The sequence below is a fragment of the Pseudoalteromonas sp. SR44-5 genome (assembly GCF_014163675.1).
Classification (GTDB): Bacteria; Pseudomonadota; Gammaproteobacteria; order Enterobacterales; family Alteromonadaceae; genus Pseudoalteromonas; species Pseudoalteromonas rhizosphaerae.
This window is the reverse complement of sequence record NZ_JACJDT010000020.1, coordinates 51,772-73,513: the sequence shown is the minus strand read 5'-3', so window position 1 is coordinate 73,513 and position 21,742 is coordinate 51,772. Positions and strand designations below refer to the sequence as shown.

Annotated in this window: 14 protein-coding genes; 9 read left to right on the top strand and 5 right to left on the bottom strand. The window is 40.7% G+C overall.

Annotated elements, in window-relative coordinates:
* Window positions 1-30 precede the first annotated feature (30 nt).
* From H5154_RS12505 to nadC, 4 genes are all read right to left on the bottom strand, one after another.
* Window positions 31-1,260, bottom strand: a complete 1,230-nt coding sequence (locus H5154_RS12505; RefSeq protein WP_182718488.1) for a type II secretion system F family protein — start codon at window positions 1,258-1,260, stop codon at window positions 31-33.
* 96 nt (window positions 1,261-1,356) lie between these two features.
* Window positions 1,357-2,712 (bottom strand): O-antigen ligase, encoded by a 1,356-nt coding sequence (locus tag H5154_RS12500; protein WP_182718487.1) that lies wholly within the window; start codon window positions 2,710-2,712, stop codon window positions 1,357-1,359.
* A gap of 54 nt (window positions 2,713-2,766) precedes the next feature.
* Window positions 2,767-3,195: a pilin gene (locus H5154_RS12495; protein WP_182718486.1), complete on the bottom strand. Its 429-nt coding sequence runs from the start codon at window positions 3,193-3,195 to the stop codon at window positions 2,767-2,769.
* 536 nt (window positions 3,196-3,731) lie between these two features.
* On the bottom strand, window positions 3,732-4,577 hold the full coding sequence (gene nadC, locus H5154_RS12490) for a carboxylating nicotinate-nucleotide diphosphorylase (protein WP_182718485.1): 846 nt from the start codon (window positions 4,575-4,577) through the stop codon (window positions 3,732-3,734).
* Between the two features lie 711 nt (window positions 4,578-5,288).
* Here nadC and ampD point away from each other — a divergent pair.
* The 8 genes from ampD to H5154_RS12450 all read left to right on the top strand — a co-directional run bounded on the left by ampD (window position 5,289) and on the right by H5154_RS12450 (window position 16,191).
* Window positions 5,289-5,834: a 1,6-anhydro-N-acetylmuramyl-L-alanine amidase AmpD gene (gene ampD, locus H5154_RS12485; RefSeq protein WP_182718484.1), complete on the top strand. Its 546-nt coding sequence runs from the start codon at window positions 5,289-5,291 to the stop codon at window positions 5,832-5,834.
* 27 nt (window positions 5,835-5,861) lie between these two features.
* Complete coding sequence (ampE, locus tag H5154_RS12480; protein ID WP_182718483.1) at window positions 5,862-6,713, top strand: beta-lactamase regulator AmpE; 852 nt, start codon at window positions 5,862-5,864, stop codon at window positions 6,711-6,713.
* A gap of 725 nt (window positions 6,714-7,438) precedes the next feature.
* Window positions 7,439-8,188: a pyruvate dehydrogenase complex transcriptional repressor PdhR gene (pdhR, locus tag H5154_RS12475; protein WP_182718482.1), complete on the top strand. Its 750-nt coding sequence runs from the start codon at window positions 7,439-7,441 to the stop codon at window positions 8,186-8,188.
* Window positions 8,189-8,302: 114 nt separating this feature from the next.
* Window positions 8,303-10,969: a pyruvate dehydrogenase (acetyl-transferring), homodimeric type gene (gene aceE, locus H5154_RS12470; protein WP_182718481.1), complete on the top strand. Its 2,667-nt coding sequence runs from the start codon at window positions 8,303-8,305 to the stop codon at window positions 10,967-10,969.
* Window positions 10,970-10,979: 10 nt separating this feature from the next.
* Complete coding sequence (aceF, locus tag H5154_RS12465; RefSeq protein WP_182718480.1) at window positions 10,980-12,887, top strand: pyruvate dehydrogenase complex dihydrolipoyllysine-residue acetyltransferase; 1,908 nt, start codon at window positions 10,980-10,982, stop codon at window positions 12,885-12,887.
* Window positions 12,888-13,082: 195 nt separating this feature from the next.
* Window positions 13,083-14,510: a dihydrolipoyl dehydrogenase gene (lpdA, locus tag H5154_RS12460; RefSeq protein ID WP_145235220.1), complete on the top strand. Its 1,428-nt coding sequence runs from the start codon at window positions 13,083-13,085 to the stop codon at window positions 14,508-14,510.
* Window positions 14,511-14,858: 348 nt separating this feature from the next.
* Window positions 14,859-15,548, top strand: coding sequence for a tRNA-uridine aminocarboxypropyltransferase (locus tag H5154_RS12455; RefSeq protein ID WP_182718479.1), 690 nt, complete (start codon window positions 14,859-14,861; stop codon window positions 15,546-15,548).
* Between the two features lie 196 nt (window positions 15,549-15,744).
* Window positions 15,745-16,191 carry an REP-associated tyrosine transposase gene (locus H5154_RS12450; protein ID WP_182718478.1) on the top strand — a complete coding sequence of 149 codons (447 nt, stop codon included), beginning with the start codon at window positions 15,745-15,747 and terminating at the stop codon, window positions 16,189-16,191.
* A 960-nt stretch (window positions 16,192-17,151) separates the two neighbouring features.
* On the opposite strand, the gene rapA is transcribed toward H5154_RS12450, so the two are convergent.
* Window positions 17,152-20,046, bottom strand: coding sequence for an RNA polymerase-associated protein RapA (gene rapA / locus H5154_RS12445; RefSeq protein WP_182718477.1), 2,895 nt, complete (start codon window positions 20,044-20,046; stop codon window positions 17,152-17,154).
* Window positions 20,047-20,341: 295 nt separating this feature from the next.
* Here rapA and H5154_RS12440 point away from each other — a divergent pair, with 295 nt between their 5' ends.
* Window positions 20,342-21,739: a PhoH family protein gene (locus H5154_RS12440; RefSeq protein WP_182718476.1), complete on the top strand. Its 1,398-nt coding sequence runs from the start codon at window positions 20,342-20,344 to the stop codon at window positions 21,737-21,739.
* Window positions 21,740-21,742 lie beyond the last annotated feature (3 nt).

Genomic DNA, 21,742 nt, shown 5'->3' with positions numbered 1-21,742 from the left:
CTTACAGCTTACAGCTTACAGCTTACAGCTTTATATAACCGACCCAAGTTGGAAAATAGGTAAGTACATGGCAATAATTAAACCGCCAACCAGTACGCCGAGTACCGCCATAATAAGCGGCTCTAAGAGGCTCGATAGGCCATCTACTGCATCATCAACTTCTTGCTCATAAATAGTGGCGACTTTTGCTAGCATGCCATCTAAAGAGCCTGACTCTTCACCTATGGCGACCATTTGTATCACCATATCAGGGAATATTTTTGAGTTGCGCATCGCCCAGTTCATTTGATTACCTGAGCTTACTTCAGCTTTGATATCTAAAATAGCATAACGATAAACTGCGTTACCTGAAGCGCCAGCAGCAGAGTCCAGCGCATCAACTAGCGGTACACCCGCCGCAAAGGTGGTCGAAAGCGTACGGGCATAGCGTGCCACCGCAGCTTTATTTAAAATCATACCAATTACGGGTAATTTTAAAATAGCACGGTCGTTGGCATCGCGTAGTTTTTTGCTTTTTAGTAGCGCTTCCTTATAAGCGTAACCAAAACCAAAGAGCGCAATCAATATAATCCACCAATACTCTTGCATGAACTCAGATATACCAATCACCATTAAGGTAAAAGCGGGGAGTTCAGCCCCAAAACCGGCAAAAATATCTTGGAACTGAGGTACAACAAATATAAGCAAAATAGAGGTAACAATACCGGCTATAACAAGCACTGATATTGGGTAAAACATTGCTTTTTTAATTTTTGACTTTAGCGCTTCTGATTTTTCTTTATAAAGCGCAATGCGGTCAAATATTTTATCCAGTGCGCCTGATTGCTCACCAGAGGCAACTAAATCACAGTATAAGTCATCAAAATGACGGGGATGTTTACGCAGTGCGTTAGATAAAGTACCACCGGCTTTTACTTCATCGCCGACGGTTTCCATTAATTTAGTGACGCTTTTATTAGTCGAGCCAGAACCAATCATTTCAATTGATTGAATCAGCGGTACACCTGCCATTAACATAGTGGCAATTTGCCGCGTAACTAAAGCAATATCTTTTGCTGTAATTTTTTGAATATTTTGAATACCAAACAGCGGTTTTGCTTTACGTTTTACTTTTGAAGGAGTAATACCTTGTTTGCGAAGCTGCGCTTTAACTAATGCTATACTTGCACCTGTTGACTCACCTTCTAAACGTTTACCCCGAGCACTAACGCCTACCCACTGAAAGGTGTCGAGTCCTTTCTGTTCTTGTTTTTTAGCCATAAAAGTATCCCGCAGGTTTATATTTTAATAAAGTAGACTTTATAGTTGTAAGCATAACTTAAACTAATGATCCTTGGTAGAAAAGTTGTCTAACTTCTATATTCTTTGACCCACAGACCAAAAGCGTGGTCCATAAATATAGCCTTTGTCCGGATCTATGCTGTTATATATATGAATGGCCTTATTTAAATAAAAACACCAGCCAATTATAAGTATAATTGTAATAATTATTTTCCAGTAGTTATTAACAGAAACAGAAACAGTAACCCTAACCCTATCCATTTTTCTAACTCTTGCTAACAATAATCCCCAAATTATAAATAGTAGCGTTTGGGAAACCGGCATAACGTGCACACCAGAGCAAAAAGAATAAGTAATACCAATTAAAAATGAATAAAATAAACTCTCAGTAATAATATCTTTTTGATATCTTTTTATGTGATATGCTGCTTTTTTTATGGTTAAATAAACAGCAGTAGATAAGCATATTAATGCAATCCCTCCCCACTCATTTAAAGTTTCAACTATTGAATTATGAGGGTGGCTAAACGGAGCTGAACTTCCAAGTGACATCTCAAATATCCCTGGTCCGTTGCCAATAAAAATATGCTTAAAAGTAAAGTTGTTGAGTGTTGTTAACCATAAATCAATGCGACCAGATGTACTTGTTCTTGTTATATCAGCCCCACCAGGATTTAGAGAGTTTAAACTATAAAAAGCTATAAGGCTCAGAGTCAAGCATATTAGTCCAGTAAAAATCTGTTTTTTTAATGTGCTTTTTAAAATAAGTGCAAGAAGTGATATCACCAAAAAAGATAATAAAGCACCTCTAGCTTGGCCAATAAGTATAAGTAATAAATTTAAAAATAAAACAAAAAATACAATGCGTTGAATGTCTTTGAATTTAAGTAATAGTATTAAAAAAGGAAGAACAAAAACTTGTACTTGATTAAAAAATCTAATGTTTATAAATCCTGAGTAGATTATGTATGGATTTAAAGGCTGTTGTTCAAAAAGAGTAAAAATAATATTAAGCAGACAAACCAAAACTAAGCCCGTATGGGCTATTACTAAAGCATATATTAATATTAGAGCTGAACTCTTATCATTCAATGAACTTATCAAGCTCAGTGCGATAACTAGTAAGAAAATATGGGAAGTGTAAAAAAGGGAGAAAATAATTTCATCACTGAATATTGAAGAGATAACACCAATAAAGATAAATATTAAAAAGAATGCAGTGATATTTATGTTTTCTTTTTCTAAATATATAACGTTTTCTTTTATGTATAGGTTAATAGTAAAGATAAAACTCAAACCTAATAATAAAGCTATTTGTAAAATTCGTTGATGGTTATGATAGTCATAAGATAGTAATGGGATAAATGGTGTTAGCGATAATAAAAAAAAGGCTATGACGAGTGTGAGAACTATTAATTTTTGAGATTTCATTGTTTCACTAAAAATAAAGCGCCAAATCGGCGCTTTATTGAAAATTTTATAAAATTAAGATTGTGGGCAACTCTTTGGTGCTAATGATTTATCACCAGTTATGCCTGCTGTAGCACATGACCACGAGCCAGTAGCGGCATCTCTAGTCCAAGTGACTGTAGCACCATTAACTTGTGTTGGAGCATTAACTATTTTACATACAATAGTAGTACCTGTTGCAGTTATAGTGCAATTCTTAGTCGAAGTGTTTTTAATGCTTTTCAAATCAGAAATACCTGTAATAGTCTCTCCGTTATTCTTTTTAATTTCAAACTCAGTCTTTGCACCTGTTATTTCAGCTAAACCGGCTGTTAATTTTGAAGATGCTTGGTAGTCTGAATAAGCTGGCAACGCTACCGCTGCTAAAATACCGATGATTGCTACTACAATCATTAATTCAATTAGGGTAAAACCCTTTTGACTTTGTTGTGTCATTTTTTCCATGTTCCTCTCCTAAAGGATAGTGTTTTTTGTAAGCTAAATAAATTATGTTAGTAAAGTGTGTAATCACGTTAGCTATTGTAACTGCTTTATCTTACGGTTTTTTTAAAATCGTTAAATTACTAATACCTAACCCAGTGCCTAGCTAAATAATGCTGGATAGGTTTTAGCAACTATTAAAATTACTCTGTTAGATCTACTTTAGCACTAAAACAGCTGATTGAAAGCGGCTTTAACTGCATTTCATCGAATTTTAAAAACTTTCTTCACCCACTACTTGGTATTAATGTTGTTTATTTAACTCACAGCTTTCATCAAAGTAGCCATGCGGTGTAAAACAATACCCGAAAGTAGTTCTTTAGAATTGGTTGAAAGTTAATTCATTCATCCTAGAGGCTTACATTAGCACTATTTCGTATTATATAAAGCACTAAAATTAACATTTTGTTACAGTGTAAGCCTTTCGGCGTATTTAATGCTTTTTTAATCAGTTTGTCAACGCATTAGGGAAACATAATATTTGTTATTTAGTTTGATTATTACTCAAAACGCATTGACAAATCGATTGACTGTAAATTTTTTGTAAGTGCCCCGCTGGATATAAAATCAACCCCAGCCTGTGAGTAGGTGCGCAGTGTTTCTAGGGTCATATTACCCGAAACTTCTAATTTAGCGCGCTTATCGGTCAGTACTACTGCTTGTTGAATTTGCTCAACGCTAAAGTTATCCAGCATTATAATATCAGCACCGGCTATAATGGCTTGATCTAGCTCAATAAGTGATTCGACTTCTACTTCTACCGGTTTAGTTGGATGATTAAGTTTTGCTTGCGCTACGGCTTTATCGATGCCACCGCAGGCGGCAATGTGGTTTTCTTTAATTAAAAACGCATCAAATAAGCCAATGCGATGATTTGCGCCACCGCCACATTTGACCGCGTACTTTTGTAATGCACGTAGGCCCGGAATGGTTTTACGGGTATCGAGTAGTTGGGTGTTGGTGCCACTGAGTTCTTTTACATAATGCGCTGTGGTGGTGGCTGTACCTGACAAGGTTTGTACAAAATTAAGTGCTGTACGTTCGGCTGTTAAAATAGCGCGGGCAGAACCTATTGCTGTAAATAAGGTATCGTTAGCTTTAACTGTATCACCATCATTTACCAATACATTAACTGCTACACTCGGATCAACTTGTTTGAATACTTCTAAGATAATGTCTTTACCGCAAAACACGCAATCTTCACGGGTGATCACTTTGGCATTAGCATGCTGCGCCGCTGGAATTAATTGCGCGGTGATGTCGCCTTGTTCGGCTGTTTGGTAATTTAAATCTTCATCAAGGGCAAGTTTAACCAATTGGCTTAAAAGGCTGTGTGGGATAGACATTATAAAAGCTCATTATAATTAGGAAATTGCACAAATTTTACATGGTTTGAAAGTGAAAGAGAAGGCTGAAGCTATAAGTTTGATTAGGTTCTAGAGAGTGAGGTTCTAGGTTTTAGGAAGTGACTAGATGCTAGGGCATATTCGAAGCACGTTGCTCGAAGTCCGTGGCATTTGTTCTTCTCATTCACTTCTCTTTGTGCAAAAGTCTTTTAGTGATTTATTCACCACAGAGATCATCGAGCTCACAGAGGAAAAACCAATAGGTAATAGTGATTAACTTTACTTTTGTCTTCTCGGTGTAGCAAAGCGCCTCGGTGGGCTCGGTGGTGAAATAGTGTGTCTGTATAAATGTAAAAACAGTCGCGAGGTAAACTCGCTGCTACCAATGCGTAGATGCGGGTTTACCCCGCGCAATTAAAATTTATTCACAAAGAGGACAAGAGACGCTGCGCTTTTGAGGAAAATAGGAACTAGGTTCTAGGGAAGTGACTAGCTGCTAAGTGAACTTACAGCCGGCAGCTCGTTACCCTTAGCCCGTGGCTTTCTGTTCTCGGTGGTGAAATTGGTTTGTCTATGTAAATGTAGAAACAATCGCGAGGTAAACTCGCTGCTACTGGCGCAAAACAATGAAAGTGCTTTGCTGTTATTCTACTTGGAAATCTATTAGCATCTGACTATGCATTTATTTACAGGCCATTATGAATATAAACTATGAAAATAAACTCTTTTGGTGTCGTTAGTACCGCTATCCAGCGACCAAGTACGCATTTTGATGAGCGCCCACTAGGTGAGGAAATATCTTTATTAGTGATTCATAATATTTCCTTGCCAGCAGGGCAGTTTGCCACGCCGTTTGTGGATGATTTGTTTATGGGATGTATTGATTGCCAAGCACACCCTAGCTTTGCTGATTTAAAGGGGTTGAGAGTTTCAGCACATTGTTTTATTAAACGCAGCGGTGAAATAGTTCAATATGTGCCTTTTAGTAAACGTGCTTGGCATGCTGGCCAGTCTGAGTTTTTAGGACGTAGTCAGTGTAATGATTTTAGTATTGGTATTGAGCTTGAAGGTACAGATACAACGGCGTATACCCAAAATCAATATAATGCATTACAATCCTTAACTAAGACATTGATATATAAATACCCAGCTATCACTCGCGAGCGTATTGTTGGCCATTGTCACATTGCATCAGGGCGAAAAACAGACCCTGGAGACAGTTTTGATTGGAATCATTATTTTGCTGCTATATTTTAACTAGCGCCAATTTGGAAAGAGAAAAGTATGATCTTAATTTCTATAATAATAGCTCTGATATTAGAGCGTTTAGGTGCCCGATCTGATTATTGGCAAATAAGCTATTACGCGCAAGGCTATTTAACACGTTCAAAAAAACAGCTTGGCGAGCAAGGTCTATTCAATTCGCCTGCAGGATTTATTATTTGGCTGTGTTTGCCGGTATTACTTGTGGCGGTTATTTTTACCTTATCTGATTTTGTATTATGGCAGTTAGCCATTAATGTGGCTGTGCTGCTGGTTTGCTTTGGCTGTGCTAAACAACGTGCTTTATATAAGTCCTATTTAAATGCGCTAACCCGTGATGATCAGCAAGCGGCAACCTTATATGCACTGCAAATGGGGCAAAAGAAAACGGAAGAGCAAAAAGGCGGCGAAACTTTTGGACAAACGTTGGCTTGGGTAAACTTTCGTTTTTATTGTGCAGTTATTTTTTGGTTTGTAATATTAGGCGTACCTGGCGCGACCTTGTATGCATTAGTACGTACTTTTGCTGATTTAGTGCAGGACGACCATAAAGTTGTGTATGCCAAACGTTTTAAACTTATTCATTCATTATTATTTTGGCTTGATTGGTTACCAGCCAGAATCGCCAGCTTTGGTTATCTAGTAATAGGTAACTTTAATAAAGGCACCAGTTGCTGGCTGCATTATGCACTCGATTTTACAGTGAGTAACCGTAAAGTGGTTACTAATACCGCGCTTGCCGCAGAGCAAATAGAACAGCAACATTTTGGTTGCGCGTATGAAGCAACTTGTATGATGAAGCTTGTAAAACGAAATGTGTTGTTTTACTTGGTGTTGATTGCCTTGTTTACTTTATTTGGTGGTTTAGCGTAAATAAACAGATGCTAGGTTTTAGGGAAGTAATTGTCGCGAGGTAAACTCGCTGCTACCCGCGCAATTAAAATTTATTCACAAAGAGGTTAAGAGCCGCTGCGCTTTAGAGAAGTAATTATAAAAGTAGTGGCTAGGTGTTTGAGTCTATTCGCAGCTCGAAGCCCGTGGCGTTTTTTTCATTTGCGCTCATTCACTTCTCTTTGTGCAAAAGTCTTTTATTGATTTATTCACCACAGAGAGCACCGAGTTAATAGAGGAAAAACCTGTTAGTAATTAACTTTACTTTTGTATTCTCTGTGTAGCGCGTAGCGCCTCCTGCCCTCAGTGGTGAAATTGGCTGTCTATGTAAATGTAGAAACAGCCGCGAGGTAAACTCGCTGCTACCAATGCGTAGGCGCGGGTTTACCCCGCGCAGTTTAATTTATTATATAGTACACTTCGAGTTCAAAAAAACTCGCCCACTAGTTTTTGATTATCTGGTCAGACCATTGTGTTTTTCTATAAAATTCCTTCCTAAACACTGGCTTTATCTCATACTGTTTGATCTTTGTGCAAAATACGTTAGGGTGTTTTTTAAGGTGCGTCGCAGCGAAATTGACAGCAAACTTGCTTTTTGATAACGTATGGCTCAAATTTGGTATGACCAATTTACCTTTTGGTCTAGTCTCTGGGCACAAACTTGGATTTTTCAGGTTACATTTCCACTACAATGCGGACGTTGATTAATGTCTTTAAAGATTAAAGCAGCAAAACTATCGGATGTTATTTTACAGCAACTTGAGAACATGATTCTTGAGGGCTCATTAGCACCGGGTGAGAAACTGCCGCCAGAGCGTGAATTAGCCAAACAATTTGAAGTGTCTCGCCCTTCATTACGTGAAGCCATTCAAAAGCTAGAGGCAAAAGGCTTAGTAACGCGACGTCAAGGTGGCGGAACGTTTGTAAAAAATCAGCTAGAAGAAGGGCTCACTGATCCGTTATTTGACTTGATCAGTAAACATCCTGAATCACAGTTTGATTTATTAGAGTTTCGTCATGCTCTCGAAGGGATTGCAGCTTATTATGCTGCGCTTCGTGGTACTAGCACTGACTTTGCTAAAGTTAAGCAAAGCTTTGAATGCATTGCATTAGCTAATGATGATTTACTACAAAAAGCCAAAGCAATTAACGCGTTTCACTTTAGTGTGGCAGAAGCCTCGCATAATGTGGTGTTACTGCATTTAGTGCGCGGTATGCGGGCATTGCTTGAGCAAAATGTTTTACAAAATTTAACGGTATTGTTAGAGAAGCCGCATATTAGTTCGCGCTTAGCTGAGCACCGCCGTTTATTGATGGATGCAGTGATTGAAGGGAATCCAGAGCAGGCGCGACTTGCCAGTAATGCTCACTTAGCTTTCATTGAAGAAGCGTTATTGGAAGCAGGTAAAGAGCATTCACGAATTGAGCGTAGTTTAAGACGCACAAAGCAAAATTAAGTAACAAAAAACTAAGTTAAAGATAAATAATTTAAGCAAGTGCTGTATATGGCAACACGATTACCACAGTGCTAATTAAGAACATTCGTATTTTAAACATAAGGAAACCTCCATATGTCTGAAGTCAATAAAATTGACGTAGACGCGCTAGAAACACAAGAGTGGTTACAAGCTCTTGAATCAGTTGTGCGTGAAGAAGGTGTTGAACGTGCTCAGTTTTTACTTGAGCAAGTATTAGAGCAAGCCCGTTTAGACGGTGTTGATATGCCAACAGGTATCAACACAAACTACGTTAATACGATCCCGGTAGATCAAGAACCTGCTTACCCAGGGGACGTAAACCTTGAGCGCCGTATTCGTTCTATTATTCGTTGGAACGCAATCATGATTGTATTGCGTGCTTCGAAAAAAGACCTCGACCTAGGCGGCCATATGGCGTCTTACCAGTCATCAGCGGCGTTTTATGAAGTATGTTTTAACCATTTCTTCAAAGCCCCAAATGATGTAGACGGCGGTGACTTAGTTTATTATCAAGGTCATATTTCTCCGGGTATTTATGCACGTGCATTTGTTGAAGGTCGTTTATCTGCTGCGCAGCTTGATAACTTCCGTCAAGAAGTTGATGGCGAAGGTTTACCATCTTACCCACACCCTAAATTAATGCCTGAATTCTGGCAGTTCCCTACGGTATCTATGGGTCTTGGTCCTATCGCGTCTATTTACCAAGCGCGCTTCTTAAAGTACCTAGATGGTCGTGGCTTAAAAGACACTAAAAACCAACGTGTATACGCGTTTTTAGGCGATGGCGAAATGGATGAGCCAGAATCGCGTGGCGCTATTTCTTTTGCTGCTCGTGAAAAACTAGACAACCTTTGTTACTTAATTAACTGTAACTTACAGCGCCTAGATGGCCCAGTAATGGGTAATGGTAAAATCATTCAAGAGCTTGAAGGTCTATTCAAAGGCGCTGGCTGGAATGTGATCAAGCTAGTGTGGGGCAGCGGCTGGGATATCCTACTAGCTAAAGACACCACAGGTAAGTTATTGCAATTGATGAACGAAACAGTCGATGGCGATTACCAAACTTATAAAGCTAAAAATGGCGCGTACGTACGTGAACATTTCTTTGGTCGTTACCCTGAAACAGCAGCACTTGTTGCTGATATGACAGATGACGAAATCTTCGCGCTTAAGCGTGGTGGTCATGAGCCATCAAAATTATTCGCTGCATTCAAAAAAGCAGAAGAGACCAAAGGTCGCCCAACAGTTATCCTAGCTAAAACTGTAAAAGGTTACGGCATGGGTGAAGCGGCTGAAGGTAAGAATATTGCTCACCAAGTGAAAAAAATGGACATGTCACACGTTGCCCATTTACGTTCACGTTTAGGTCTTGATGATTTAGTAACTGAAGAGCAACTTGCAGAACTTCCTTATTTAACACTTGAAGAAGGTTCGGCTGAGCACAAGTACTTACATGCTCGCCGTGATGCACTTAAAGGTTATACGCCAAAACGTATTCCTAACTTTACTGAAAAGTTAGTACTGCCAGAAGTAGAAGCATTCAAGCCACTACTTGAAGAGCAAAAGCGTGATATCTCTACCACTATGGGCTTTGTTCGTGCACTTAATATCTTATTGAAAGATAAAGGTATTGGTAAAAACATCGTACCAATTATTGCCGATGAAGCGCGTACCTTTGGTATGGAAGGTTTATTCCGTCAAATCGGTATTTATAACCCGCATGGCCAAAACTATACGCCGCAAGACCGTGATATCGTTTCTTACTACAAAGAAGCAACATCGGGTCAAGTATTGCAAGAAGGTATCAACGAGTTAGGTGCAATGTCATCGTGGGTTGCTGCGGCAACATCATACAGCACTAACGATTTACCAATGATCCCATTCTATATCTACTATTCAATGTTCGGTTTCCAACGTGTTGGCGACATGGCATGGATGGCGGGTGACCAACAAGCACGTGGTTTCTTATTAGGTGCTACTGCCGGTCGTACAACATTAAACGGTGAAGGCCTACAGCACGAAGATGGTCACAGCCATATTCTTGCTAACACAGTACCTAACTGTATCTCTTACGATCCAACATACGCTTACGAAGTAGCGGTTATTGTTCAAGATGGTATTCGTCGTATGTACGGTGAAGATCAAGAAAACATTTACTACTACCTAACGCTTATGAACGAAAACTATGCACAACCTGCTATGCCAGAAGGTGCTGAAGAAGGTATTCGTAAAGGTATCTACAAGCTAGAAAGCTACGCAGGCAAAAAAGCCAACGTACAGCTATTAAGCTCAGGTACTATCATGACTGAAGTGCGTAAAGCAGCCGCGATTTTAAGTGATGATTACGGTATTGCATCTGATGTGTATTCAGTAACGTCGTTTAACGAATTAACTCGTGAAGGGCAAGATGTTGAGCGTTTCAATATGCTTAACCCTGAAAGCGAACAGAAGACTGCCTACATCACCAGTGTATTAAATGACTCAGTGACTGTTGCCGCAACGGATTACATGAAAAACTACGCAGAACAAGCGCGTTCATTCATTCCAAGCAGCAACTACAAAGTATTAGGTACCGATGGTTACGGTCGTTCTGATAGCCGTGAAAACCTTCGTCGTCACTTTGAAGTTAACGCCAGCTACGTAGTAGTTGCGACGTTATCTGAACTTGCTAAACGTGGTGAAGTTGAGAAGTCAGTTGTGGTTGAAGCACTTAAAAAGTTCAACATCGACACTAACAAACTTAATCCACTGTACGCATAAGAGGTTTGCAATGAGTATTGAAATTAAAGTACCAGATATCGGTGGCGATGAAGTCGAAGTAACCGAAATTCTAGTGAGCGTTGGTGACAAAGTTGACGTTGACCAATCATTACTAACTGTTGAGGGTGATAAAGCCTCAATGGAAGTACCTGCGGCACAAGCCGGTACTGTAAAAGAAATCAAAGTAAACGTGGGCGACACGGTTACTACGGGTTCTTTAGTATTCTTGTTTGAAGGTGAAGAGCAAGCATCTAGCGAAGCGCCTGCAGAACCAGCAAAATCTGAAGATGCAGCACCTGCTGCGTCTTCAGGTTCAACAACTAAAGAAGTCACCGTACCAGATATCGGCGATGATGAAGTTGAAGTAACGGAAATCATGGTTGCTGTTGGCGACACTGTTGAAGAAGAACAATCTATCTTAAACGTTGAAGGCGACAAAGCGGCAATGGAAGTACCAGCGCCGTTTGCAGGTACTGTTAAAGAAATTAAAGTTGCCGCTGGCGATAAAGTAAAAACAGGCTCTTTAGTGTTTGTTTTTGAAGTGGCTGGTAGTGAGCCTGCAGCTGCGAAAGCAGAAACAGCGCCAGCTCAAGAGTCTGCGCCGGCACAAAGTTCAGCGCCAAGCAGTAAAGAAGTAAACGTGCCTGATATCGGCGGTGATGAGGTTGAAGTCACTGAAGTGATGGTTGCAGTAGGCGATAAGGTTACTGAAGATCAGTCAATCTTAAACGTTGAAGGCGACAAAGCGGCAATGGAAGTACCAGCACCATTTGCCGGTACTGTTAAAGAGATTAAAGTTGCTGCGGGCGATAAAGTATCGACCGGTTCACTTATCTTTGTATTTGAAGTGCAAGGCAGTGCACCTGCAGCTACCGCTGAAAAAACGGCTTCTGAATCTGCACCAGCAGCGAAAGCAGAATCAGCTCCAGCTCCACAAGCAGCGCCTGCAAAAGCGAGCAATGAAAGCTTTGAAAACAATAGTGCGTATGCTCATGCATCGCCAGTTGTTCGCCGCTTAGCCCGTGAGTTTGGTATTAACCTTGCGAACGTAAAAGGCTCAGGTCGTAAAAATCGCGTTGTGAAAGAAGACGTGCAAGACTATGTGAAGAACTTAGTTAAGCAAGTTGAGTCAGGCCAATTAGCGACAGCTTCTGGCAATGCTGGCGGTAGTGAGCTTGGTTTAATTCCATGGCCAAAAGTTGATTTTGCTAAATTTGGTGAAATCGAAGAGAAAAAACTATCTCGTATTCAAAAGCTATCGGGTAAAAACTTACACCGTAACTGGGTGCAAATTCCACATGTTACGCAGTTTGATGAAGCTGATATCACAACTCTTGAAGAGTTCCGTAAAGAGCAAAATGCCCTTAGCGAGAAGAAAAAGCTAGGTGTTAAAATCACCCCGCTGGTATTTGTAATGAAAGCAGCAGCGAAAGCACTTGCTGAGTTCCCTACATTTAACTCATCACTATCTAACGACGGTGAAAGCTTAATTCTTAAGAAGTACATCAATATCGGTGTTGCAGTTGATACGCCAAACGGTTTGGTTGTGCCAGTATTTAAAGATGTTGATAAGAAAGGCATCATTGAATTATCGCGTGAATTAATGGAAGTATCTGTTAAAGCGCGTGACGGTAAACTTACCTCGTCTGATATGCAAGGTGGCTGTTTTACAATTTCAAGCCTTGGTGGTATTGGCGGTACAGCCTTTACGCCAATCGTAAATGCCCCAGAAGTTGCTATTTTAGGTGTCTCTAAATCAGAAATTAAACCTAAGTGGAATGGCAAAGAGTTTGAACCAAAACTAATGGTTCCACTTTCTATGTCTTACGACCATAGGGTGATTGACGGTGCACTAGCGGCACGCTTTACTGTAACTTTAGCAAGTTACATGAGCGATATTCGCCAATTAGTAATGTAAGCAATTGCTGCATGTAGCGAAATAAATAGAATCAAATCCCAGCCAGTTGTTTTTTGCTGGGATTTTTACCATTTGCAATGATACAATATTTGTATATTTTGCATAAATTTTTGATCTGCTCTCCCTTTCTGCCTTGCAGAAACATGGCAGTTAAACTTTAGGGCAGTGTCCCGTTCAAACAATTAAGGTAAAAGCATGAGCAACGAATTAAAAACTCAAGTTGTTGTACTAGGCGGTGGTCCTGGTGGTTATTCTGCGGCTTTCCGTGCTGCTGACTTGGGCTTAGAAGTAACAGTAGTAGAATCTCGCGACACATTAGGCGGTGTATGTCTTAATGTTGGTTGTATTCCTTCGAAAGCACTTTTACACGTAGCTAAAGTAATTGATGATGCAGCAGAAATGTCATCTCATGGTGTTACTTTTGGCGCACCACAAATTGATTTAGATAAAATTCGTTCGTGGAAAGAGTCAGTTGTTAGCCAACTTACTGGTGGCCTAGACGGCATGGCTAAAATGCGTAAAGTTAAAGTGGTTTACGGTTACGGTAAATTCACAGGTAGCAACACGCTTGATGTTGAAGGCGCTGACGGTAAAACAACAATTACTTTTGATAACGCTATCATTGCTGCTGGTTCTAAACCTGTAAACTTACCTTTCATTCCTGAAGATGACCGCGTAATTGATTCAACCGGTGCACTAGAGCTTAAAGACATCCCTGAAAAGCTATTAGTATTAGGTGGTGGTATTATTGGTCTTGAAATGGGTACTGTGTATCGCGCACTAGGTTCTGCAATCGACGTAGTTGAATTTGCTGACCAACTAGTACCAGCTGCTGATAAAGACATCATCAAGATTTACCAAAAATACGTAAGTGATAAATTTAACGTTATGCTATCAACTAAAGTTGTTGGCGTAGAAGCGAAAGATGACGGCTTATACGTTACATTTGAAGGTAAAAACGCACCAGCTGAACCAGTACGTTATGACAAAGTATTAGTTGCTGTTGGTCGTACACCAAACGGTAACTTATTAGATGCTGACAAAGCGGGTGTTAATGTTGATGAGCGTGGCTTCATTAATGTTGATAAGCAACTTAAAACTAACGTTGACCACATCTTCGCGATTGGTGACTTAGTTGGCCAACCTATGCTTGCGCACAAAGCGGTTCATGAAGGTCACGTTGCTGCTGAAGTTATCTCAGGTCAAAAACATTACTTTGATCCGAAATGTATTCCTTCAATTGCCTATACTGATCCAGAAATCGCTTGGGTTGGCGTAACTGAGAAAGAAGCAAAAGAGCAAGGCTTAAGCATTGAAACAGCTGTATTCCCATGGGCTGCATCAGGTCGTGCAATTGCATCTTCTCGTACTGAAGGTTCTACTAAACTGATCTTTGATAAAGAAAGTGGCCGTATTATCGGTGGTGCTATGATTGGTATTAACGCAGGTGAAATGCTGGGCGAAATCGGTCTAGGTATCGAAATGGGCGCTGACGGTGAAGATTTAGCATTAACTATTCATGCTCATCCAACATTGAACGAATCAATCGGTCTTGCAGCTGAAATATTTGAAGGTTCAATCACTGATTTACCAAACAAAAAAGCAGTTAAAAAGAAGAAGTAAGTTCTTTTAGTTAATTGTTTAAAAACCCAAGCCACGGCTTGGGTTTTTTGTTTTATAGGCGCGGGTGTGTAATACGTAATACCTTGTAGGCGCGGGTTTACCCCGCGCAATTAGATTAAAGTTCGTTTAGTGATTAATTCACCACCGAGAACACAGAGAAGAAATAAGTGATTTTTACTTTGGTTTCTCTGTGTAGCGCGAAGCGCCTTTGTGCCCTCAGTGGTAAATAATGGGCTTTATCGCGAGGTAAACTCGCTGCTACCAATACGTAGGCGTGGGTTTACCCTGCGCAAATGTGTTATAATATCCGCCGAACAAATTTAGGTACTATTTTAGGTAATAAACCACGTGAATAAACGCTCTTCTAATTCAGTACTTACTTTGCGTGCCCAGCAAATTAGTGAATCTCGCCGTGAGTTTAATGCTCGTGGCGGTAAAATGGATCGCTGTGAGCGATGCTTAATCGCGAAGCATTACTGTATTTGTGACGGTGTGGAGCAGGCTGATAGTCAGGCGGCGGTATGCTTACTTATGTATCACAACGAGAGTTTTAAACCCTCTAATACAGGGCGATTAATTGCTGAAATTATTCCTGATAATCATGCTTTTCGTTGGGACAGGACTGATCCTGACGATAAACTATTAGCCTTATTAAATGACCCGCAATATCAACCTATGGTGATATTTCCTGCTACAGATGTTGAAGATACTGCACGCGTTATTACTGATGTACAACACCAGCCTAATAAACGTCCCTTGTTTATCTTTTTAGATGGCACATGGCGTGAAGCGAAAAAAATGATCCGCAAAAGCCCTTATCTCGATAATTTACCCGTGCTGTCGATCACCGCTGAAAAACTGTCTGACTATCGCTTACGGGTTGCCCCGCATGCTCACCAACTTGGCACTGCTGAAGTGGCCATTATGGTGTTAGCACTGGCAGGGGAGTCTGATGCAGCAACTAAGCTTGAACAGCATTTTATGAAGTTTCGCGACGCGTATTTGTTAGGAAAGCGCAATAAAGGCAGGCCGACGTAGGTTTTAGTTTATCCCGCGCAAATATATAATTTAGATGCTGGATAAAACTATGTTGCTTCTGTCGCGATGTAAAATCGCTGCTACGACTTTGTGATATCTCGTAGGCGCGGGTTTACCCCGCGCAAATGTGCGACAAAAAATTTAACAACATTTAAGCTATGAGCTATTTTTATACTTTACCTACAAGGATTGGTAGATGTATAAATCACAAAATCTAAGAAAAGGGCGGGTTTCTTTACCACATCACTTTTATGCTATTACCCTCGTTACACATAATCGCAGCAACTACTTTGTAAACTTGGATTTTAATCGTCACATTATAAAACAAATGCAATTATTAGAAGTACAAGAATACCTCAAATCTAATGCGTTTATTATTATGCCAAATCATATCCATTGGCAATTTCAGTTGCTCATTAACAGCCCCTTACCACAAATAATCCGTTGCTTTAAAGGACGAACTGCAGCCGCTTGCCGTGAATTCGGTATTTATAAATTATGGCAAAAAGGGTATTACGATCATTTAATTCGAGATGAAGATGATTTAGTTAAAAATGCGCGTTATATAATCGCGAATCCACTAAGAGCTGGTTTGGTTAAAAATGTTGCTGATTATCCATACTGGGATTGTGTTTATGTATGAGTCTAGCATTTTGGTGATGTAGGCGCGGGTTTACCCCGCGCAATTAGATTAAAGTTCGTTCAGTGATTAATTCACCACCGAGAACACAGAGAAGAAATAAGTGATTTTTTACTTTGGTTTCTCTGTGTAGCGCGAAGCGCCTTTGTGCCCTCAGTGGTAAATAATGGGCTTTATCGCGAGGTAAACTCGCTGCTACGAATGGGCAATATCTCGTAGGCGCGGGTTTACCCCGCGCAAATGCAAAATGTAAATACGGGATAAAATTCAGCCGTGGAACAACCCATGTCGCGATGTAAAATCGCTGCTACGAATGTGCAATATCTCGTAGGCGCGGGTTTACCCCGCGCAAATGAAAAATGTAAGAACGTTATAAAGCTCAGCTGCGGAACAACCCATGTCGCGATATGAAATCGCTGCTACGAATGGGCAATATCTCGTAGGCGCGGGTTTACCCCGCGCAATTAGATTAAAGTTCGTTCAGTGATTAATTCACCACCGAGAACACAGAGAAGAAATAAGTGATTTTTTACTTTGGTTTCTCTGTGTAGCGCGAAGCGCCTCTGTGCCCTCAGTGGTAAATAATGGGCTTTATCGCGAGGTAAACTCGCAGCTACCAATACGTAGGCGTGGGTGGTTTACCCCGCGTAAATGCAAAATGTAAATACGGGATAAAATTCAGCCGCGAAACAACTCCTGTCGCGATATAAAATCGCTGCTACAAATTTGTAATATCTTGTAGGCGCGGGTTTACCCCGCGCAAATGTAAAGTGTAAATACGGGATAAAATTCAGCCTCGAAACAACCTCTGTCGCGATGTAAAATCGCTGCAACGAATAGGCAATATCTTGTTGGCGTGGGTTTTCAGCGTAACATGTAATAAAAAAGCGCGCTGTAACTTAATACACCGCGCTTTTTTAAACTTAAAACTTACCGCTTATAACTTAAAGCTCAGCTCCCAAATCAATGTGATACCACAATTAAGCGAATGGCATCTAACTGCAACTGTGCTTTGCCGATATAACTTGTCAGCTCTGTGCGTTGCTTATCGTAGAAGGTCAGTTCTTCTTCACGGATATTAGGGTTGATCTGTTTCAGCGCCGCTAAACGCGCCTGCTCTTCACTGAGCGATTGTTGCATTTGCTCAAGCGCCGCAGTGCGAATGACTTCTAACTTAGTTTGCGCCATTTCTTGGGCGGTTTTAAGCATTGGGTGAATCGCACTTTGTAATGCGCCAGCTAGTTTACTGGCTGTTTGACGGCCTACCGCAGAAAGCTGCTGATTAAAGCCATCAAAGCCGACGTTATCAGCTAAGTTGTTGCTGGCTTTATCTAGCAAAATACGAATCGGCGTCGGCGGTAAAAAGCGGCCAACTTGCAGCGCTTTTGGTGCCATGGCTGCTGCTACGTAAATTAGCTCAACAAAAAAGGTACCTGGTGGTAATTTTTTGTTTTTAAGTAATGCGACTGACGCAGTACCAAAGTCATCATCACAGATCATGTCTAAGGTGCCTTGCACCATAGGGTGATCCCAGCTGATGAAATGCACATCTTCTTGTGCAAGTGCAGTGTCACGGTCAAATGTGACTGTCATGCCGTCGTCTTTTAAACTTGGGAATGACGGATTTAGCATATGCTCAGTTGGCTTTAAGATAATAGTGTTTTCACCTTTGTCTTCTTGGCTAACGCCAAAGGTATCAAACACGTTGATCATATAACTTGGTAGTTCAAACTGGTTGTCTAGTTTTTCAATATCAACAACCAGCGAGTCTGCGGCACCTTGGCCTGATGAGTGTAACTCAAGCAAACGGTCACGGCCGCTTTCCATTTGTTTACGCAGTACTGCGTTTTGACCGGCTACTTGCTCTAGTAATGGCTCTAGCTCGTCTTCATCACAGTTATGGGCGGCAATAAACTCAAGTAGCTCATCTTTAAACTCTTTATACAAAAGTTGCCCGGTGCTTGAGGTGGTTTCAAAGGCATCTAAGCCTTCGTTATACCAACGCAGTAATACTTCTTGTGCGCTGTTTTCAAAGTACGGTACATGGATGTTGATGTCTTGAGTTTGGCCAATACGGTCAAGGCGACCAATACGTTGCTCAAGTAAATCTGGGTTCAGTGGTAAATCAAATAACACTAAGTGATGAGCAAATTGGAAGTTACGACCTTCTGAACCAATTTCAGAGCACAATAATATTTGTGCATTGTCGTATTCATCAGCAAAGAATGCAGCGGCGCGATCTCGCTCAATAATTGTCATGCCTTCATGGAACACTGAGGCTTTAATCGCTTCGCGTTCACGCAGGATTTGCTCAAGGCTGATAGCGGTTTCGGCTTTAGCACAAATAAGCAGGACTTTTTCGCGTTTAAGGGTTTTTAGGATGTCGATCAACCATTCTACTCGAGGATCAAATTGTCCCCAGCTAGCGCTTTCGCCTTCAAACTCTTGGAATATTTTTTCAGGAAATAGGGCGCGTTGCGCGCTCAGCTCAGCATTTTTAATGCCGCTCATATTGCCCAATACTGAAATTGCCGTTTTATATTGTTTCGGCATCGCCATCGGGTAGGCGTGTAGTTTGCGACTAGGGTAGCCGTCAATGCCGCTACGGCTATTTCTAAATAAAATACGGCCTGTGCCATGGCGATCTAATAACATCGCCAAAATTTCTTTACGGGCAGCTGCGTCGCCATTTTGTGCTTGTTCAAGCACCGTTGTGATATCGGTTTCTTTTAATAGCTCAATTAGCGTGGCTTTGGCGCTGTCGTCTAGCGCTTGCTGTTGCAGTAACTGATTTGCAGCCTCTGCCACATGCTTATAGTTACTTTCTTCAGCAACAAAGGCATCGTAGTCATAAAAGCGATCAGGATCGAGTAACTGTAGGCGCGCAAAGTGGCTGCGGTGACCAAGTTGATCCGGTGTTGCCGTTAATAGTATTAGCCCTGGAATATCTTGGCTAAGCTCAGCCATACGTTGATATTCAGTGCTTGGTTTACCGTTGGTAATACTTAAATGATGCGCTTCATCAACAATCAGTAAATCCCAATCAGCCATTGTTGCTTGTTCAAACCAGCGTTTTTTCTTGGTTAAAAACTCAAGGCTAGTTAGTACTAACTGTTCAGTGTCGAATACATTTGGTGAGTCGGCAAAGGCTTCATCGCAACGCTCTTCATCAAAAATTGAAAAGTGTAAATTAAAGCGGCGCAGCATTTCAACTAACCACTGATGCTGTAAGTTCTCCGGCACTACGATGAGCACTCGGCTTGCGCGACCACTGATAATTTGTTGATGTAAAATCATCCCCGCTTCAATGGTTTTACCAAGGCCTACTTCATCAGACAATAACACTCGAGGAGCAAATCGTTTACCGACCTCTTGTGCAATATAAAGCTGATGCGGAATTAAGCTTGCGCGCTGGCCAATCAAACCCTTAATAGGTGATTGTTGGCGTTCAAACTGGTGTTGCCATGTTTGATAGCGCAATGTATAGCGATCAAAGCGGTCAACTTGGCCGGCAAATAAGCGATCTTGTGGTTTATTAAATTTGATGAAGTGATCTAAAAACGTTTCTTTTAATTGTGCTTTTTCACCGTTATCAATACGAGTGCCGTGATAACAAAGTAAATCACCGATAGGTTCAATTGACTCGACTTCAAGTTCCCATTCTTCAACGCTTTTGATCACATCACCAGGATTAAATGCCACGCGGGTAACCGGTGCTTCTAACATTGAGTAAACACGGTTTTCGCCACTGGCGGGAAATAAAATGCTGACCTGACGGCCCTCAAGGGCAACCACTGTGCCTAATCCTAAATCTGACTCTGTATCACTGATCCAACGCTGACCTAAGGAAAAATTCATGTATGTCTCGTCTATGAAGAAAAAGGCGGCTATGTTACCTGTTAGCTAACACCACTGCAAGGTGCGAACCAGCTGACTTTTAATTAATTTAATAACTGTGAATTATTCCTATTAAAGTTGCTGCAATAAGGATTAATTCAAAACAAAAAAAGGTTTGTCATAAAACAGACTTTTATGACATCTAAGCTAAACTTAGAATATACCAAGCAATTAAGTTTTTCAGGGTGAACATTCAACCCGTTTTACTTGATTAGTTGGGTATAGCATAAAAATCATAAAACGTAAGGAAAGTGCTATGGAAAAAGCTTCGAACCTTGATAGTAAAATGTATGTGCTAGATACCAATGTATTGCTTCACGAACCCCTCGCGTATTTATCATTCCAAGAACATGATGTTGTAATTCCCATGACAGTTTTAGAGGAACTGGATCATATAAAAGATCGTAAGCATGATGTCAGCCGTGATGCCCGTGTGGCCATTCGTGGTTTGGATGAAGTGCTCAAAGATGCCACACCAGAACAAATGCTCAAAGGCGTCGCTCTACCTAGTAATAAAAAGGCCAAAGCGTCTTCGGCTGGCACACTTATTATTGTTAATGATCATTTATTTGTCGATTCTATCTCAGGTTTACCTGGCAACGAAAATGACCACCGTATTATCAATTGTGCCGTGCACCTACAAAAACAACATCCTAATAGCAAAGTGGTGTTAGTTACCAAAGATATTAATATGCGTTTAAAGGCCAAAGGCGCAGGGCTTAAATTTGTTGAAGATTATCGTACTGATCAGCTGATTGATGATATTGCTTTGCTCTCCAGTGGTTATAAAAAAATTGCTGGCGATTTTTGGCAGCATGTGGGCGAATGTGAAACCGAGCAACATGGTCGTGATGCGTTTCATAAAGTGGCAAAAAGTTTGATCCCCGATGTATTTTGCAATGAATATTTACTTGATGACAGCGGTCAGTTTGCCGCACGAGTCAAATCTTATGATGAGCAGCATATTATGCTCAAAGATATCGGTGTTGAGCGATTAATGCATCAATCGGCATGGGGAGTAAAGCCAAAAAATATTTATCAAGGCATGGCAATGGATGCGTTACTCGATACCGGTATTGAATTAGTTATTTTAACAGGTCCTGCAGGATGCGGAAAAACATTACTAGCGCTTGCCTGTGCTTTGGAAATGGTGGTTGAAAAAGGTATTTACGATAAGGTAATTGTCACCCGAAATACTCCTGAAATTGCTGAGTCGATCGGTTTTTTACCAGGTACCGAAGAGGAAAAAATGGCACCATGGTTAGCTGCGATCACCGATACCTTAGAGGTATTACACAAAGGTGACGAAAACCCTATTTCAAGCCGTAACTATATTATGGAAAAGGCAAACATACAGTTTAAATCAGTTAACTTTATGCGTGGTCGCAGCATTCAAAATGCCGTGGTCATTTTAGATGAAAGCCAAAACCTTACTGCCTCACAGCTGAAAACTATTATTACCCGTTGTGGTGAAGGTACTAAGTTAATTTGCTCTGGTAACCTTGCGCAAATAGATAGTAACTACTTAACTCCAGTTACTTCTGGTTTAACTTATATTGTGGAGCGCTTCAAAGATTTTGAAGGCAGCGCCACGGTTAACTTAAATGGTGTGGTGAGAAGCCGTTTAGCATCGTTTGCGGAAGAAAATTTATAACTT

Excerpts from the sequence above, each read along its gene's own strand:
- rapA (WP_182718477.1), bottom strand. The coding sequence starts at position 20,046 with ATGAATTTTTCCTTAGGTCAGCGTTGGATCAGTGATACAGAGTCAGAT.
- nadC (WP_182718485.1), bottom strand. The coding sequence starts at position 4,577 with ATGTCTATCCCACACAGCCTTTTAAGCCAATTGGTTAAACTTGCCCTT.
- H5154_RS12505 (WP_182718488.1), bottom strand. The coding sequence starts at position 1,260 with ATGGCTAAAAAACAAGAACAGAAAGGACTCGACACCTTTCAGTGGGTA.
- ampE (WP_182718483.1), top strand. The coding sequence starts at position 5,862 with ATGATCTTAATTTCTATAATAATAGCTCTGATATTAGAGCGTTTAGGT.
- ampD (WP_182718484.1), top strand. The coding sequence starts at position 5,289 with ATGAAAATAAACTCTTTTGGTGTCGTTAGTACCGCTATCCAGCGACCA.
- aceF (WP_182718480.1), top strand. The coding sequence starts at position 10,980 with ATGAGTATTGAAATTAAAGTACCAGATATCGGTGGCGATGAAGTCGAA.
- H5154_RS12450 (WP_182718478.1), top strand. The coding sequence starts at position 15,745 with ATGTATAAATCACAAAATCTAAGAAAAGGGCGGGTTTCTTTACCACAT.
- H5154_RS12500 (WP_182718487.1), bottom strand. The coding sequence starts at position 2,712 with ATGAAATCTCAAAAATTAATAGTTCTCACACTCGTCATAGCCTTTTTT.
- H5154_RS12495 (WP_182718486.1), bottom strand. The coding sequence starts at position 3,195 with ATGGAAAAAATGACACAACAAAGTCAAAAGGGTTTTACCCTAATTGAA.
- pdhR (WP_182718482.1), top strand. The coding sequence starts at position 7,439 with ATGTCTTTAAAGATTAAAGCAGCAAAACTATCGGATGTTATTTTACAG.
- lpdA (WP_145235220.1), top strand. The coding sequence starts at position 13,083 with ATGAGCAACGAATTAAAAACTCAAGTTGTTGTACTAGGCGGTGGTCCT.
- aceE (WP_182718481.1), top strand. The coding sequence starts at position 8,303 with ATGTCTGAAGTCAATAAAATTGACGTAGACGCGCTAGAAACACAAGAG.
- H5154_RS12440 (WP_182718476.1), top strand. The coding sequence starts at position 20,342 with ATGGAAAAAGCTTCGAACCTTGATAGTAAAATGTATGTGCTAGATACC.